Origin of the sequence: Streptomyces sp. NPDC059477 (genome assembly GCF_042749375.1) — a bacterium.
Lineage (GTDB): Bacteria > Actinomycetota > Actinomycetes > Streptomycetales > Streptomycetaceae > Streptomyces.
Window position 1 is genome coordinate 34,393 of record NZ_JBHYUG010000017.1, and the last position, 14,541, is coordinate 48,933.

General features: G+C 71.2%; 11 protein-coding genes. 4 read left to right on the forward strand and 7 right to left on the reverse strand.

Annotated elements, in window-relative coordinates; genetic code table 11:
* The first annotated feature begins 190 nt into the window (after positions 1 to 190).
* From ACFXAZ_RS11795 to sigJ, 4 genes are all read left to right on the forward strand, one after another.
* Complete coding sequence (locus ACFXAZ_RS11795; RefSeq protein ID WP_384588111.1) at positions 191 to 1,714, forward strand: MFS transporter; 1,524 nt, start codon at positions 191 to 193, stop codon at positions 1,712 to 1,714.
* A 133-nt stretch (positions 1,715 to 1,847) separates the two neighbouring features.
* Positions 1,848 to 2,330 carry a nuclear transport factor 2 family protein gene (locus ACFXAZ_RS11800; RefSeq protein WP_384588114.1) on the forward strand — a complete coding sequence of 161 codons (483 nt, stop codon included), beginning with the start codon at positions 1,848 to 1,850 and terminating at the stop codon, positions 2,328 to 2,330.
* Positions 2,327 to 4,051, forward strand: coding sequence for an AMP-binding protein (locus tag ACFXAZ_RS11805; protein ID WP_384588117.1), 1,725 nt, complete (start codon positions 2,327 to 2,329; stop codon positions 4,049 to 4,051). The genes ACFXAZ_RS11800 and ACFXAZ_RS11805 overlap by 4 nt, the downstream gene beginning before the upstream one ends.
* Before the next feature lie 42 nt (positions 4,052 to 4,093).
* Positions 4,094 to 5,005 carry an RNA polymerase sigma factor SigJ gene (sigJ, locus tag ACFXAZ_RS11810; RefSeq protein WP_384588120.1) on the forward strand — a complete coding sequence of 304 codons (912 nt, stop codon included), beginning with the start codon at positions 4,094 to 4,096 and terminating at the stop codon, positions 5,003 to 5,005.
* Positions 5,006 to 5,045: 40 nt separating this feature from the next.
* On the opposite strand, the gene ACFXAZ_RS11815 is transcribed toward sigJ, so the two are convergent.
* The 7 genes from ACFXAZ_RS11815 to ACFXAZ_RS11845 all read right to left on the reverse strand — a co-directional run bounded on the left by ACFXAZ_RS11815 (position 5,046) and on the right by ACFXAZ_RS11845 (position 14,159).
* Positions 5,046 to 7,265: an ATP-binding protein gene (locus ACFXAZ_RS11815; RefSeq protein WP_384588123.1), complete on the reverse strand. Its 2,220-nt coding sequence runs from the start codon at positions 7,263 to 7,265 to the stop codon at positions 5,046 to 5,048.
* A gap of 115 nt (positions 7,266 to 7,380) precedes the next feature.
* Complete coding sequence (locus ACFXAZ_RS11820) at positions 7,381 to 8,577, reverse strand: benzoate/H(+) symporter BenE family transporter (protein WP_384588126.1); 1,197 nt, start codon at positions 8,575 to 8,577, stop codon at positions 7,381 to 7,383.
* A 71-nt stretch (positions 8,578 to 8,648) separates the two neighbouring features.
* On the reverse strand, positions 8,649 to 9,950 hold the full coding sequence (locus tag ACFXAZ_RS11825; RefSeq protein WP_384588129.1) for a nucleotide sugar dehydrogenase: 1,302 nt from the start codon (positions 9,948 to 9,950) through the stop codon (positions 8,649 to 8,651).
* 12 nt (positions 9,951 to 9,962) lie between these two features.
* Positions 9,963 to 10,916: a UbiA family prenyltransferase gene (locus tag ACFXAZ_RS11830; protein WP_384588132.1), complete on the reverse strand. Its 954-nt coding sequence runs from the start codon at positions 10,914 to 10,916 to the stop codon at positions 9,963 to 9,965.
* Positions 10,913 to 11,800 carry a class I SAM-dependent methyltransferase gene (locus ACFXAZ_RS11835; protein WP_384588135.1) on the reverse strand — a complete coding sequence of 296 codons (888 nt, stop codon included), beginning with the start codon at positions 11,798 to 11,800 and terminating at the stop codon, positions 10,913 to 10,915. Before ACFXAZ_RS11835 ends, ACFXAZ_RS11830 begins: the two co-directional genes overlap by 4 nt.
* 26 nt (positions 11,801 to 11,826) lie before the next feature.
* Positions 11,827 to 12,954 carry a DegT/DnrJ/EryC1/StrS family aminotransferase gene (locus ACFXAZ_RS11840; RefSeq protein WP_384588138.1) on the reverse strand — a complete coding sequence of 376 codons (1,128 nt, stop codon included), beginning with the start codon at positions 12,952 to 12,954 and terminating at the stop codon, positions 11,827 to 11,829.
* A complete protein-coding gene (locus ACFXAZ_RS11845) occupies positions 12,951 to 14,159 on the reverse strand; it encodes a DegT/DnrJ/EryC1/StrS family aminotransferase (protein ID WP_384588141.1) in 1,209 nt (402 codons plus the stop codon). Before ACFXAZ_RS11845 ends, ACFXAZ_RS11840 begins: the two co-directional genes overlap by 4 nt.
* Between the last annotated feature and the right edge of the window lie 382 nt (positions 14,160 to 14,541).

Consider the following 14,541-nt stretch of genomic DNA (forward strand, 5'->3'; position numbering starts at 1 on the left):
CGTAGAGAGTTCCGTGAACGGGGAACATCCGGCTCACCGGAACCGGGGCACCCGCCCGCGCGCCCCCTCGCCGCACGGCGGGCCGTCGCCCGTCTCCGCCCCCATGTCACAGTTCCGCGCCCGGCTGCGTCGGTCGTGGGTGAGAGCCCGTGACATACGGCTCGGCGACTTCGGACGAGGGGCGACGGGAATGGGCAAGGACGTACGGAGAGCAAGGCAGACAAACCCTTGGCTGGTCCTGGCGGTGCTCTGCGCGAGCTTCTTCATGACGCTGCTGGACACGACGATCGTCACCATCGCCATCCCCGAGATGGCGGCCGGACTGGGTGCGTCGCTCGACGACATCCTGTGGTTCGCGAACGCCTACATGCTGGTGTTCGCGGCCCTGCTCCTGCTGTCGGGACGGCTCGGTGACCGGTTCGGGCCACAGCGGACCTTCACCGCCGGGCTCGCGGTCTTCACCGTGGCCTCCGCGGTGTGCGGCATGGTGGACACCCCGGAGCAGATGATCGCCGCCCGGGCCGTCCAGGGCCTGGGTGCCGCGGTGATGATGCCGCAGACACTGGCCCTGATCAGCGCGGTGTTCCCGGCCGAGCGCCGGGGTGCGGCCTTCGGTGTGTGGTCCGCGGTCGCGGGCCTGGCGACCGTGGCCGGTCCCACCGTCGGTGGCCTGCTGGTCTCGCAGCTCGACTGGCGGTGGATCTTCTACATCAACGTGCCGATCGGGGCGCTGGCCCTGCTGGGCGCGGTCCTCCTGGTGCCCGATGTCCGGTCCGGGCAGTCGGCCACGCTCGACCTGCCGGGTGCCCTGCTGTCCACCGCGGGGCTCTCGCTGATCGTGTACGCGCTGATCGAGGGCGAGCGCTACGACTGGGGCACCATCGAATCGTTCCTCAGCATTCCCCTCGTACTGGTCCTCGGCATCCTGCTGCTGGGGCTCTTCGCCCTGCACCAGAGGGGCCGTCAGGACCGCCGCCCGCTGGTTCCCTTCGAGCTGTTCCGGATCCGCAAGTTCACCGTCTCCGCCACGCTGGCGGCGCTGCTGCTGTTCTGCTCCATCGGTGTGCTGCTCCCGCTCACCCTGTATCTCCAGTCCGCGCTCGGGCTGTCCGCGGCGCAGGCCGGTCTCGCGCTGGCGCCGGGGCCGCTGGTCTCCCTGTTCGTGGCGCCGGTGGCGGGCAACGCGGTCGGCAAGGTGGGCGGCCGGATCATCCTGGTCCCCGGGCTGATGATCTTCGGAGCGGGAATCGCGCTGATGGCGATCATGGCCGACGCGAACTCCAGCGCGTGGGCGATCGTGCCCGGCCAGATCGTCTTCGGTATCGGTATGGGCCTGGTGTTCGCGCCCACCAGCACCCTCGCCATGCAGGAGATCCCGCCCCGGCTGATCGGTGTCTCCTCAGGCATGTTCACCACGTTCCGCCAGATCGGTGCCGTGCTCGGGGCGGCGGCGGTCGGAGCGCTGCTCCAGAGCCGCCTCGCCGCCGAGGGCGTACCGGAGGAAGTACGCCGGCAGGCCGGCCGGCTCGCGGAGTCGGTGTACGCCGAGGGACTCACCGACGCCGTGCGGTACAGCCTGTTCTGGACGGTGGCGACGGCTGTCGTCGCGGCGCTCCTGGCGCTGCTGCTGCCGGCCCACGAGAAGCGGCCGGAAGCGGCGCAGAACCCGGAGCCGCAGGTCGGGGCCGACGCACCGCAGACCGTGGAGTCCTGATCTCCCGTCCCGTCCCCGTCCCAGCCCCGCCGTGTCACTCGGACGCCCGTACCACCTGCCCTGCCTGTCCCACCCGCACCACCTGTCCCACTTGCCCCACCCGCACCACCCGTTCCCCCAGAAGGAGCCAGGAATGTCGGAAAAGACTGTCATCCAGCGGTACATCACCGCGCTCGGCGAGCAGGACTGGGCGGCCATCGAGGAGCTGTACTCCCCGGACGTCACCCTGTACACGCCCTCGGCCTGGGGGGTGAAGGGCGTGGGCTTCCTGCTGAAGTTCTGCCAGGCGATCCATGTCGCCCACCCCGGTATCCGGTCGGTCCTGCACGACGAGTTCTACAGCGCCGACGGCACCCGTGCGGCCTTCCGGTTCGCGCTGCACTGGCACAACACGGGGCCCTATTTCGGCCATGAGGCCACCGGTGAGCGCGGCACGAGCATCGAGCAGCACACCGTACGGCTGGAGCAGGGGAAGATCGTCGAGCAGGTCGTCGCCGTCAGCACCCTGCGGCTGCACTTCCTCCAGCGGGAGTCGTGGGGCATCGACTATGTGCGCGATGTCGCCGACCCGGCCCCCGAGATCATCTCGGCACCGCGAGCCGAACTCCGTTCATGACGGAGCCCGCCGCCGGGTGGCCCTCGTTCGCGGAGACCGCCTTCGATCTCCGGATACCCGACGACATCGCCGGGCGGTTCCGCGAGCAGGGGTGGTGGCGGGACACCTCCATCCTGCACGACCTGCTGCGGGTGGCGGCCGAACGCCCCGACGACCCGGCGATCGTCGCGCACAGCGCGCACGAGGGCCGCACCACGACCGTGCGCTACGGCGAACTGGTCCGCTACGTGCGCAGATTCAGCGCCGCCCTGAGATCGCTGGGTGTGCGCCGGGGCAGCCGGGTCGCGTTCCAGCTGCCCAACTGGTGGGAGGCGGCGGCCCTGACGCTCGCCTGCTGCTGGACCGGCGCGATCGCCGTGCCGCTGCTGCCCACGCTCCGCGCCCTGGAGCTGGAACGCATGCTGGAGGCCGCCCGGGCCCAGGTGTGCATCGTGGTCGACACCTGGGACGGCTACGACTGCGGGGCCGCGCTGGAGCAGATCTCGGCCCGGCTCCCCTGGCTGCGGCACAGCGTCATCCACGGGGACCGGGTCCCGCCCTGGGCCATCGACTTCGGCGACTACTTTCTGCGCACCCCGCACGAGGAACGGGAGGCCGCGCCCCCGCGGCTGCCGTCCGGCGCCGATCTCGACCGTGTCTCGCTGCTGCTGTTCACCTCGGGCACGACCGGCGAGCGCAAGGCGGTCCTGCACACGGAGAACACCCTGTACGCGGGCACCGGCGCCGGCGCGAGCCCGGTCGAGCGGGGCTGGGCCGCGCGCGAGGTGTTCAGCACGCCGCACCCCATCACCGGTCCGGCGGGCATGCTGTACTGCGTCTGGGGCCCGATCCTGGCCGGGGGCACCGGCGCCTACCAGGACGTCTGGACGCCGGAGGGCTATCTCGAACTGCTGTCGGCCGCGTCGGTGACACAGACCTTCATGGCCCCGTTCTACGCCCAGCAGCTCCTCACGGAACATCGGCGCCGCCCCCGTTCGCTGCCCTCGCTGCGTTTCGTGATGACCGGCGCCGCCCCGGTGTCGCCCGCTCTCGCCCGGGGGATCCACGACGATCTGAACGTCCCGGTGCGTTCGTGCTGGGGGATGACCGAGGTGGGCATGGGCTTCAGGACCCGCGAGGACGACCCGTGCGACTGGGCCGCCAAGAGCGACGGGTCGCCCCTGCCCGGTCTGGAGATGCGGCTGCGCCCGGCCCCCGGCGGCACGGGCGTGTGCCGGCTCCTGGTCCGGGGCGCCTCCCTGTGCGTCGGGTTCGCGCAGCCGGGCTCGGGCGAGCCGCTGTACGAGACCTGGCGGCACGACGACGGGTGGCTGGACACCGGAGACCTGGTCCGTGACGACGGGCGGGGCGGTATCCGCTTCGTCGGCCGGGCGAGCCGGCGGATCGGCGCGACGTTCATGGTCCCGGTGGCCGAGGTGGAACGGGAGATCCTGCGCCATCCGGGTGTGCGGGAGGCCGTGCTGGTCGGCTACGAGGACGAGCGGGGCTACGAGCGCTCGTGTGTCGTGGTGGTGGCCGCCGGGGACCGGTGCCCGACGCTGGCGGAACTCGTCGCCATCCTCACCGAGCGCGACATGACCCAGTGGTATCTGCCGACCAGACTGCTGGAAATCCCGCGGGAGCTGCCGCGCAACGAAAACGGCAAGATAAAATACGAGCGGTTGAAGGCCATGATTGTAGACTCCGTCCGGCAGTCGGCGACCGAGCGGGACGATTTCTGATCTTGCGGGAAAGTGGCGGGAATCGTGCGGGAATGAGGGGGCATGGCCGAGGTCACCGCCATCTCCGGAGTGTCCGGAATCTCCGATCCGTTCGAGCAATACCGTGAATTGATGTTCGGCATCTCGTACCGCATGCTCGGCAGTGTCGTGGACGCCGAGGACGTGGTGCAGGAGACCTGGCTCCGCTGGCGGCGGGTCGACCGGGACGAGGTCGTCGACCCGCGCGGGTATCTGGTACGGGCCGTCACCCGCACCGCGATCGACCAGATGCGCCGCGACCGGGCCCGCCGGGAGGAGTACGTCGGGCCCTGGCTGCCCGAGCCGCTGCTGGTCTCCTCCGATGTGGCGATGGAATCCTCGCTGCTGGGCGAGTCGCTGAGCATGGCGGTGCTGGTGATGATGGAGACGCTGTCGCCGCTGGAGCGCGCGGTGTTCGTGCTGCACGAGGTGTTCGGCTTCAGCTTTCCCGAGGTGGCCGAGGCCGTGGACCGCTCCGAGGGCGCGGTGCGGCAGCTCGGCAGCCGGGCGAGGCGGCATGTGAAGCTGCGGCACAGGCGGTTCGAGCCGGACCGCCGGCAGGCCCGCGAGGCCACCGAGCGCTTCCTCGCCGCGTGTCTCGACGGAGACCTGGAAGCATTGATGAACGTGCTGGCCCCCGACGTGACCATGTGGGCGGACGGCAACGGGCACGCGGAGACCCCGCGGGTTCCGCTGCACGGGGCCGCCACCATCGCCGAGTACTTCGCCGCCATCGCGGGCCGCTATCCGGCCGGGCTCACCTTCCGGCTGCACGACCAGTACGGCGGTGGTGCCGCCGCCGTACTGGCCACGCCGACAGCGGTGTTCGCCGTGGTGAGCGCCGAACTCGAACTGGTCGGGGGACGGCCGTTGATCACCGCGGTGCGCGCCGTGCGCAACCCCGACAAGCTGAGCCGGATCCCGGTCGCCCGCTGAGGAGCCCGCCCGGGAATCCCGGTCACCCCGTTCAGCCCGCTCACCCCTCCATGGACCCCGAGCTGTTGCGCCGCTGCCGGTGCAGCACCCACTGCGCGACATGGATACGGGAGGGCACGTCCAGCCGCCGCATGACCTGGCGCACATGGTTCACCACGGTCCACTCCGAGAGCTGTAATCGATGGGCTATCTGGCGATTGGTCAGGCCCTTGCTGACCAGCAGGGCGACCTCGTACTGGCGGGCCGTGAGCCGTGCCGAACGGGACTCCGCGGGCGTGGACTCGGACGCGGGCGGGCTGACCGCCAGCGCCTCACCCGCGGCGGCGTCGGCCGACAGCACCCGGCCCTCGCGCCGGGACGCCTCGTACTCCGGGCCCGACAGCAGCCGGCGCAGCTCCCGCAGTGCGGCGGCCGACGTGCCCGCCTCGAACAGGGGATGGGCCCCGGTCGCCTCCCGGATGGCGGACGCGGCGGCCAGCAGCCGGGACACCAGGTGCCCCTGGTGGGGCAGCCGGTGCCACAACTGCCGTGCGTGGGAGTCCAGGACGGCGGGCATCATCGTGTGCTCCCCGATGGACCTGAACCGGTGCAGGCTCTCCCACAGCAGGTGCTCCGACAGCGCCTGGTCCCCTCGCGCGTCGGCCAGGCTCGCCCGCACGGCCAGGGCGAGCCCCTCGCCCCGTACATCGCGTTCGCGCGTGAACAGGGCGCTGGCCGCGTCCAGCAGATCGACGGCGGACCCGGCGTCGTTCAGCCGGCAGCACATGGCGAGGGTCAGGGCGGCGCTCGCGACCTCGCCGGTCGCCCCGGGGTGCTGGGCCACGTCCAGGACGCGCTCCGCGGCCAGTCTGACCACCTTGGTGCCGGGAGTCTGCTGGAGGACGGCGAGCTGGCCCAGCGCGGCCTGTTCATGGACGCTGTCGCCCTGCTCACGGTAGGCGGTGGCCGCGCGCCGGAAGCAGTCCGCCGCCAGCCGGGCCTGACCGGCGGTCATGGCCAGTTCGGCCCGGGCGGCCTCGGTCCGCGCCGCCAGTTCGCGGTGGCTCGCATCGGCGTGGAAGGCGGCCGACGCCTTGGCCAGCCACTGCTCGCCCAGCGCGAGATGGCCTCGTACCAGCCAGAAGCGGTGCAGCGCGAGGGCGGCGTGGGCGGCGTCCGTACGGCGGCCGTCGGCTTCGAGCTGGGCCAGCGCGGCCAGCAGGTCCTCGTGGAGCGGGGCGAGTCTGTGCAGCCACTGGGGCTGGAGCGGGCCCGACAGCTGGCCCTCGGCCTGCCGGGCGAGGGCCAGGAAGTGCTCCGCGTGCCGCTGGCGGGCGCCTGTCAGCTCGCCGGACTCCTCCAGCCGCTCCAGACAGTACTCGCGGACGGTGTGGAACATCGTGCAGCGCGGCTCCCCGGCGGTCGAGGTGACCCGCAGCAGCTGGTGGCCGACCAGTGCCTCGACCGTGTGTTCCGTGCGGCGCGCGGAGAGGTCCCAGAACTCCGCCATCGTGGTCAGGTCGACGCTGCCGGTGAAGACGGCGAGGCGGGTGAGCAGGGAGCGCTGTTCCGGGTCGAGCAGGGCGAAGCTGCGTTCGGTGATCGCGGTGACGGAGCGGTGCCGCGCCGAGCGGGCGGTGTGGTCGCCGCCCAGGGCGGGCCCGCCCTCGCGGAGCCGGGTCAGCAGGCTGTCCACGCTGAACAGGCGCAGCTTCTCGGTGGCCAGTTCGATCGCGAGCGGCAGGCCGTCCATGCGGCTGCATATCTCGGCCACGGCCTGTGCGTTGTGCACGGTCAGCGCGAACAGCGGGTCGACCGCCCGTGCCCGGTCGACGAACAGCTCGACGGCGGCGTAGTCCTGGAGTTCGGAGACGTCCTGCCCGTACGGTGCGGGCGGGGTCGGCAGCAGCGGCACGGGCCAGAGCCGTTCCCCGTACACCCGCAGGGGTCTTCGTCCGGTGGCCAGGACGCGCAGTTGGGGAAAGTGTGCCAGCAGGGTGTCGACCGCCACCGCGGTGGCGTCGGCCACGTGCTCGAAGCCGTCGAGGACCAGCAGGCTCGGTCCGTCCGGCAGCCGGGCGGCCAGGGCCTCGGTGAGCCCGTCGCCGTCGACGGCCTCGTGCAGATCGAGGTACGCGATCCGGGACATGGCGCTGTCCGTCATCGCCGCGGCGGCCAGCCGGCTCTTGCCCACCCCGCCGGGGCCGGTCAGGGTGATCAGTCTGCTCGTCGGCAGGCCGAGCTGGACGGTGAGCGTGAGGACTTCGACATCTCGGCCCACCAATGTGGTGCGAATGCAGGATGTACGGGGCGAAACGTCGACGACGAGGTCCCGATACATTTCTGTATTGAGCACGGTAATTCCCCCGTAAAATAAAGTCGCTTCGAGGTATACGTCAGGTTCTCAAGCCGCGCCATAGGGCGCGGCATGTGACGCCGAACACCAGGCCCCAGAAGGCGGCCCCGAGTCCCAGCAGCGTGATACCGGAGGCTGTGGTGAGAAATGCGATCAGGGCGGCATCGCGGTTCCGTGGCTCGGTGAACGCTCTGGAGAGGCTGCCGCTGAGCGCGCCCAGCAGGGCGACGCCCGCGACGGCCGCGACGAGCGCCGGGGGCAGCGCCGTGAACAGCCCGGCGATCGCGGTTCCGAACAGGCCGACCGCGACATAGAGGACCCCGCAGCTCAGTCCGGCCACATAGCGGCGGTCGCGGTCCTGGTGGGCGTCCGGGCCGGTGCAGATGGCGGCCGTGATGGCGCCGAGGTTGAGCGCGTGCGCGCCGAAGGGGGCGAAGAACGCGGACGCCAGACCGGTGTCCCGGATGACCGGCCCGGTGGGCACCGCGTAGCCGGCCTCCTTGAGCACCGCGACGCCCGGGGCGTTCTGGGCGGACATGGTGACCAGGAAGAGCGGCAGCGCCAGACTCACCAGGGCGCCGCCGGGCCACTCGGGCACGGTGAACACCGGCATCACCAGCGCCACTTCGGAGCCGTCCAGGGAGATCGAGCCCGTGCTGGCGGCCACCGCGATGCCGAGGGCGAGCGGCGCCGCGATGGCGTACCGGGGTGCCAGTCGCCGGCACAGCACGTATCCGGCGATCACCGCCCCGGCCACGGCGGGGCCGTCCTCCAGCGCCCCGAACGCGTCCAGGCCGAAGCGCACCAGCACACCGGCCAGCACGCCGGAGACGACGGCGGCGGGCATCCGCCGCATGAGCGCGTCGAACCAGTCCGTCACCCCCACGAGGACGGTGAGCGCGGCGGCGGCCAGATACGCCCCGATCGCCACCTCGTAGCGGATGTCGCCCAGTTGGCCGACCAGCAGGGCCGCGCCCGGTGTCGACCAGGCCGCCACCACGGGTACCCGATAGCGCAGGCTGAGGGCGAACCCGGTCACGCCGCTGCCCAGGGCGACCGCCCAGATCCACGACGACAGCTGGGCCTCGCTCAGGTCGGCGGCGTGCGCGGCCTGCACCACGACGGTCAGGGGTCCCGCGAAGGACACCAGGACGGCGACGGCCCCCGCGACGACGGACGACAGGGACAGATCGCGCAGCACCTGCCGTACGCCGCCGGGGGAGACGTCTGTCGTCACGGGAGTTTCGCCCTCACAGGATCTCGACGTTGTCGGCGGACCGGACGTCTGTCGTCACAGGAGTTCTGCCCTCAGAGGATCTCGACATTCTCGGCGGGTGTCAGGCGCCGTCGGCAGTCCAGGACATGACGGGCGGTGCGCTGCACGATGTCGTAGTCGAAGTCGTCGTGGTCGGTGAGCAGGACGACCGCGTCGGCGGCGGACAGTTCCTCCTCGGTCAGCTCCACGCGGCGCAGCCGTGATTCCCACGGCCCGGTGTCCCGTACGTGCGGGTCGACGGCGGACACCTGGGCCCCGGTGCGCAGCAGCAGTTCCGCCACCCGCAGCGCCGGTGACTCGCGGGCGTCGCCGGTGTTGCGCTTGTAGGCCAGGCCCAGCAGGAGGATGCGGGAGCCGTTCGCCGGGCGCCGGAGCCGGTTGAGGGCCTGGACGAGGCGCTGCACGACGTACTGCGGCATCTGGCTGTTGACATCGTTGGCGAGGTCGATGAAGCGGAAGCGGCGGCCGAGTTCGCGCTCGACCCGCCAGGAGAGATACCGGGGGTCGACCGGCAGGCAGTGGCCGCCGACGCCGGGCCCCGGTGTGAACGGCATGAAGCCGAAGGGCTTGGAGGAGGCGGCGTCGATCGCCTCCCAGGCGTCCACCCCGAGTTCGTGCGCGATCACCGCCATCTCGTTGACCAGGGCGATGTTGACGTGCCGGTAGGTGTTCTCCAGGAGCTTGGTCAGCTCGGCGGTCCGCGGATCGCGCACCGGCACGGTCCGCTCCACCACGGTGTCGTAGAACTCGGCGACCCGGCGCAGGGACGCGGCGTCCACACCCGAGATGATCTTGGGGGTGGTCTCCAGGGTCCAGGTCCGGTTCCCGGGGTCGATGCGCTCGGGGCTGTAGCCGAGGTGGAAGTCGGTGCCGGGGGCCAGCCCGCTCTCCTTGTGCAGCAGCGCGCCGAACACGTCCTCGGTGGTGCCGGGATAGGTGGTGGATTCCAGTACGACCAGCGCGCCCGGCCGCAGATAGCGGGCGAGTTCGCGGGCCGCGTCCTCGATGAAGGTCAGGTCCGGGACGTCGTCGAGCAGCGGGGTGGGTACGGTGACCACGGCCACGTCGAACTCCGCGAGCGCGGCGGCGTCGGTCGTGGGGTGGTAGGCCCCCGATTCCAGGGCCTTGCCCAGTCTGTCGTGGTCCACGTCCTCGACGTAGGAGTCGCCCGAGCGCAGCCGGGCGATCCGTGCGGTGTCGATGTCGTAGCCCACGACCGTGTGCCCCGCCTCCGCGGCTCGTACGGCGAGGGGAAGTCCCACATACCCCTGGCCGATCACCACCACCCGGCGTCCGCGGCGCGGTGTGGAGCCGCCGTTCGTCGTTTGGGACATCGTGGTGCCCTTTCAGCCGTTGTGCACGAGAAGAAGGTTGGCCACGATCAGGAGCACGACGCCCCAGCGGTGGATGGTGACGCCCTGCTTGCGGGCCGACAGCACCTGGCCCGCGATGAGCCCCTGGTACGCCTGGCGGGCGCGCAGGCACACCACGGGCAGCAGGAAGGCGCCGAACCACAGCGGCACCGCGCCCACCGCGAGGGCGAGGACGATCGCGCCGGTCTCGGTGAGGGAGAGCCCGGCGATGAAGCCCCGGTAGACGCGGGGGGAGACGCTCGTGGCCAGATTGCGCCGCCCCGCGTCACGGTCGCCGTCCACGTCGTTGATGTTGGAGTAGACCGAGACCATCAGGCTCCACAGCCCGAACAGGAAGCACTCCAGCCAGGCCACCCCGGTCATCCGCCCGTTCAGCAGGGCGAAGGGGATGAGCACGCACAGGGCGGTGCTGAGCCAGATGACCATCTCCTGGCCACCCCGGTAGCTGAGCTTGAGGCCGTACGAGTACTGCACGCTGATGACCACCGACACGCCGGCCGCCACCACGGCCCACCAGGGCCGGTGCGGTGCGAGCACGATGGCGAGGGCCCACAGTGCCGTGCCCGCCGCCGCGCACCCCCAGCCGAAGCGCAGGGCCTGGCGGAGCGTCAGCCGGCCGTCGAGGAGCGGCTTGCGGTCCCGGGCGCGCAGGGTCTGCGCGGGATCGTAGTTGCGGGCGTCACTGCCGTCGCGCAGGCCGGTGACGTCGTCCAGGGAGACGGTGGCCGCCACGATCCCGACCCAGCCCAGGTCGAACAGGACCAGGACCCACCAGGTGTCGGCCCGCCCCCAGGCCGCGGTGGGGAGCAGCGCCAGGACCACCAGGACACACAGGTAGTAGTCGAAGAAGGAGAGCTTCGCCAGTTTGGCGTACGCCCTGGCCCGTTCGCGGACCTCCAGGCGCACCGGTGCCTGGGTGGTGGTCATCGCCCCGCCTCTCTCCGGCCGTCCGTCCCGCCGTCCGTGCCGCCGTCCACGCCGCCGTCCGTCCCGCCGTCCGTGCCGCCGCGCTTCCCGTCGCGCTTCTTGCCGACCGTGCTGATCAGCACCTGGCTCAGCCAGTGGTGCGCGGGGTCGGCCATCTCGGCCAGGGCCTGATCGATGCGGGCGTGGTCCAGGAGCCCGGCGTCGACGATCCGGCGCCGCATGAACTCCAGCCACAGCATGTAGTGCCTGGCCTGGTCGGAGCCGCCGCGCACCATCACGGCCCGGCCCTCCGCGGTGGCGTCCAGACCGGCGTCCAGGGCCAGTTGGAGGTTGACGTGACCGCCGCGCGGATCGTGGCCGGACCGGCGCATCAGCCCGTAGCCGGCGGCCCGCACGTCCTGGAGGAAGTCCTCGGAGAGGGAGGTGCGAAAGAGCGTGGAGGAGTCGGTGTCCTCCAGGAACAACAGCCCGCCGGGCCGCAGCGCCCGCACCATACGGTCCATGGCGGCGGCCCGGTCGGGCAGATGCTGGAGCACCATCCGGGAGTGCACGAGGTCGAACGCCGCCTCGGGCAGTTCCTCGGTACGCAGGTCGTGCCGGACCACGTCCACCTGGGGAAGCCGGGTGAGCGGGGCCAGCCGGTCGGTCTCCAGGTCGGTGGCGAGCACCCGTCCGGCGGGGCCCACCAGTTCGGCGAGCCGGCGCACCACGGAACCCGAGCCGGCGCCGATCTCCAGGCAGCTCCAGCCGGGCGCCACACCCAGCTTCTCCAGCCGCTCCAGGGTGCCCGGGTCCCAGATCGCCTCGTTGGTCCGCAGCCGTTCGGTCTCCTTCTCCCAGGCCGGGTCGAAGACGTACTCCTGCTGCTGGAGCTGGTCGGTCATAGGGGCCTCCAAGGATTCCGGCGCGCTCATGCGAAGAACTCACAGACGGTGTCCGCGATGAACTCCACCTCGGTGTCGGCGAGGTGGGGCCAGATCGGAATGGCCAGATTGCGCGCGGAGGCCTGCCGGGCGTGGGGCCAGCTGCCCTGGGCGGGAGCCCAGGGGGTGAAGGCGGGCTGCTCGGGCAGCGGCACCGGGTAGTAGATGTGCGTGCCGATCTGGCGCTCCGTGAGGTAGGCGCGCAGATCCTCGCGCCGCTCCACGAGCAGTGAATAGACGTAGTAGCAGCGGCCGTTGCGCCCGGCGGGCGGGGCGAGCACACCGCGCCCGCGCAGTGGCTCGAAGCGCTCGGTGTAGTAGTCGGCGATCACGGCCCGGCGCTCCAGGCGGTCCGGGAAGCCGGGCAGCCGGTGCAGCTGGAACGCGGCCAGCACCTCGTCGAACCGGCTGTTCAGGCCGATCCGGTGATGCAGGAAGCGGTGCACGCCGTCCTGCCCGTGGTTGCGCAGCATGCGGCAGGCGCGGGCCAGTCCGGGGTCGTCGGTGAGGATCACGCCGCCCTCGCCCGTGGTGCCGAATGCCTTGACCTGGAAGAAGGAGAACACCCCCAGATCGCCCCAGCGTCCGGCCGGGCGCCCGTCCAGGACCGCGCCCTGGGCGACCGCGGCGTCCTCGATCAGGGCGAGTCCGTGCTCACGGGCGATCGTCCGGAAACGCTCCATGTCGGCCATGATCGAGAAGACATGGGCCGGCATGATCGCCTTGGTGCGTTCGGTGATCAGCGCCTCGGTGGCGTCGGGGTCCAGGACCATGGTCCAGGGGTCGACGTCGGCGAAGACGGGGGTGGCACCCGCGTTGGCCACGGAACTGGCCACCGGCTGACAGCAGAACGCCGGGACGATCACCTCGTCGCCCGGTCCGATGTCCAGGGCGCGTACGGACAGTTCCAGCGCCCCGGTGCCGCTGCCGCAGGCGATGGCGTGCGCGGCGCCCGTCGCCTTGCACAGCGCGTCCTCCAGTTCGGCGGTGCGGTCGCCGAGGATGAACCGCTGGCCGGCGCCGACGCCCAGGTCGTGCACGGCCTGGAGCAGGGTCTCGCGGTCGTCCTCGAAGAGGTCGGGCGGGAAGAAGGGCAGTGTCCTCATGGTCCTCATGCCGGGCCCCCTCGGTAGAAGCGGGTGATGACCTCGCACACCCGGTCCACGTCGTCGAGTGCGAGGTCGGGGTGGAAGGGCAGCGCGACCGTGCGTTCGCAGGCGGCCTCGGCGTGGGGGAAGTCCCCGCGGCGGTGGCCGAGTTCGGCGAAGCAGGGCTGTAGATGCAGCGGGGTCGGATAGTAGACCTCGGTGCCGATGCCCTCGCGGGTGAGGTGGGCGACCAGCTCGTCCCGGCGCTCCGCCTCGATCACATAGACGTAGAAGACCGGCTCGCCGCGGCCCTCCCGGTCGATGACGGTGGGCAGCCGCAGGATCCCCGGTACGTCGCGCAGCCGCTCGGTGTACGCGGCGGCCAGCTCGGCGCGTCGGGCGATCGCCGCGTCGAGCCGGGGCAGCTTGCCGAGCAGGACGGATGCCTGGATGTCGTCCATCTTGCTGTTCGTGCCCGAGGACCCGGACAGATTGGAGATACCGGCGATGTGGTCGACGGTGCGGCCCATCCGGCCGTGGTGGCGCAGGGTCGACACCCGTTCGGCGAGCTGCGGGTCGTCGGTCAGGACGGCCCCGGCGTCACCGAGCGCGCCCAGCGTCTTGGTGGGGAAGAACGACAGCACTCCCCCATGGCCCAGCAGCCCGGCGTGCACCCCGTCCCGGCGCATCCCGATGGCTTCCGCGCTGTCCTCGACGACCTTCAGGCCGTGCCGCTCGGCCAGGGCGCCCAGTGCGGTCATGTCCGCGAGCTGCCAGAACAGATGCACCGGCATCACCGCCCGGGTGCGCTCGGTCAGGACGGTCTCCACGGAACGCGGGTCCAGGGAGTAGCCGTCCGGTTCGATGTCGGCGAACACCGGCCGGGCGCGGGCGAGGGCCACCGACGAGGCCGAGGCGACGAAGCTGAACGCCGGCACCACGACCTCGTCCCCGGGGCCGACCCCGCAGGCCCGGAGCAGCAGGACCAGGGCGTCCGTCCCGCTGTTCACCGCCACCACGTGCCGGGCCCCGGTGTAGGCGGCCAGCGCCTTCTCCAGCTCGGCGACCTGTCGTCCGTGGGAGAACTTTCCGCGATCGAACAACTCGTTCAGATGACGGCTGATATCCGGCCAGCACTCGGTGAACGTGCCCGCCTGGGTGAAGAATGGAACCGACCGCCCTGTTACCGTTCCTAATTCGCTTCGCCCGGTGCTCCGAGTAGGAGAGCTCACGCGTCAATCCTCCGTGTGGCGGGACGGGGATATGGATGGGCGGAGCTAATCAGGACCCAATCATCACCGACAATGGCAAACCCTTGTCAGTACCGGTCCGGCACTGACAAGCATCAGCTAGCCCCGGGGGCGCAGAACGTGGAAGCGCCAGCCCAGGGACGTTCCGGGCCAGCTCAAACGGTTGGCGCCGGCGCGTGCGCGGCCGAGGGACGCTTGACACCCGAACCGGTCGCACCCCAGATTTGAGCTCGCACCGCCGCACCGCATGTGCCTAGTGAACGCAATCCGGACCGCGCGCGAGCCTGCCCGTTCAGCGGGCGACAGGGGATGTGCTTTCTTTGAAGTCGGCAGCTGATTCAGTTAATTCAGAGAACTCGGTAAA

Bases quoted from the DNA above. Each gene is read 5' to 3' on its own strand.
- ACFXAZ_RS11795 (WP_384588111.1), top strand. From the start codon at position 191: ATGGGCAAGGACGTACGGAGAGCAAGGCAGACAAACCCTTGGCTGGTC.
- ACFXAZ_RS11800 (WP_384588114.1), top strand. From the start codon at position 1,848: ATGTCGGAAAAGACTGTCATCCAGCGGTACATCACCGCGCTCGGCGAG.
- ACFXAZ_RS11805 (WP_384588117.1), top strand. From the start codon at position 2,327: ATGACGGAGCCCGCCGCCGGGTGGCCCTCGTTCGCGGAGACCGCCTTC.
- sigJ (WP_384588120.1), top strand. From the start codon at position 4,094: ATGGCCGAGGTCACCGCCATCTCCGGAGTGTCCGGAATCTCCGATCCG.
- ACFXAZ_RS11825 (WP_384588129.1), bottom strand. From the start codon at position 9,950: ATGTCCCAAACGACGAACGGCGGCTCCACACCGCGCCGCGGACGCCGG.
- ACFXAZ_RS11830 (WP_384588132.1), bottom strand. From the start codon at position 10,916: ATGACCACCACCCAGGCACCGGTGCGCCTGGAGGTCCGCGAACGGGCC.
- ACFXAZ_RS11835 (WP_384588135.1), bottom strand. From the start codon at position 11,800: ATGACCGACCAGCTCCAGCAGCAGGAGTACGTCTTCGACCCGGCCTGG.
- ACFXAZ_RS11840 (WP_384588138.1), bottom strand. From the start codon at position 12,954: ATGAGGACCATGAGGACACTGCCCTTCTTCCCGCCCGACCTCTTCGAG.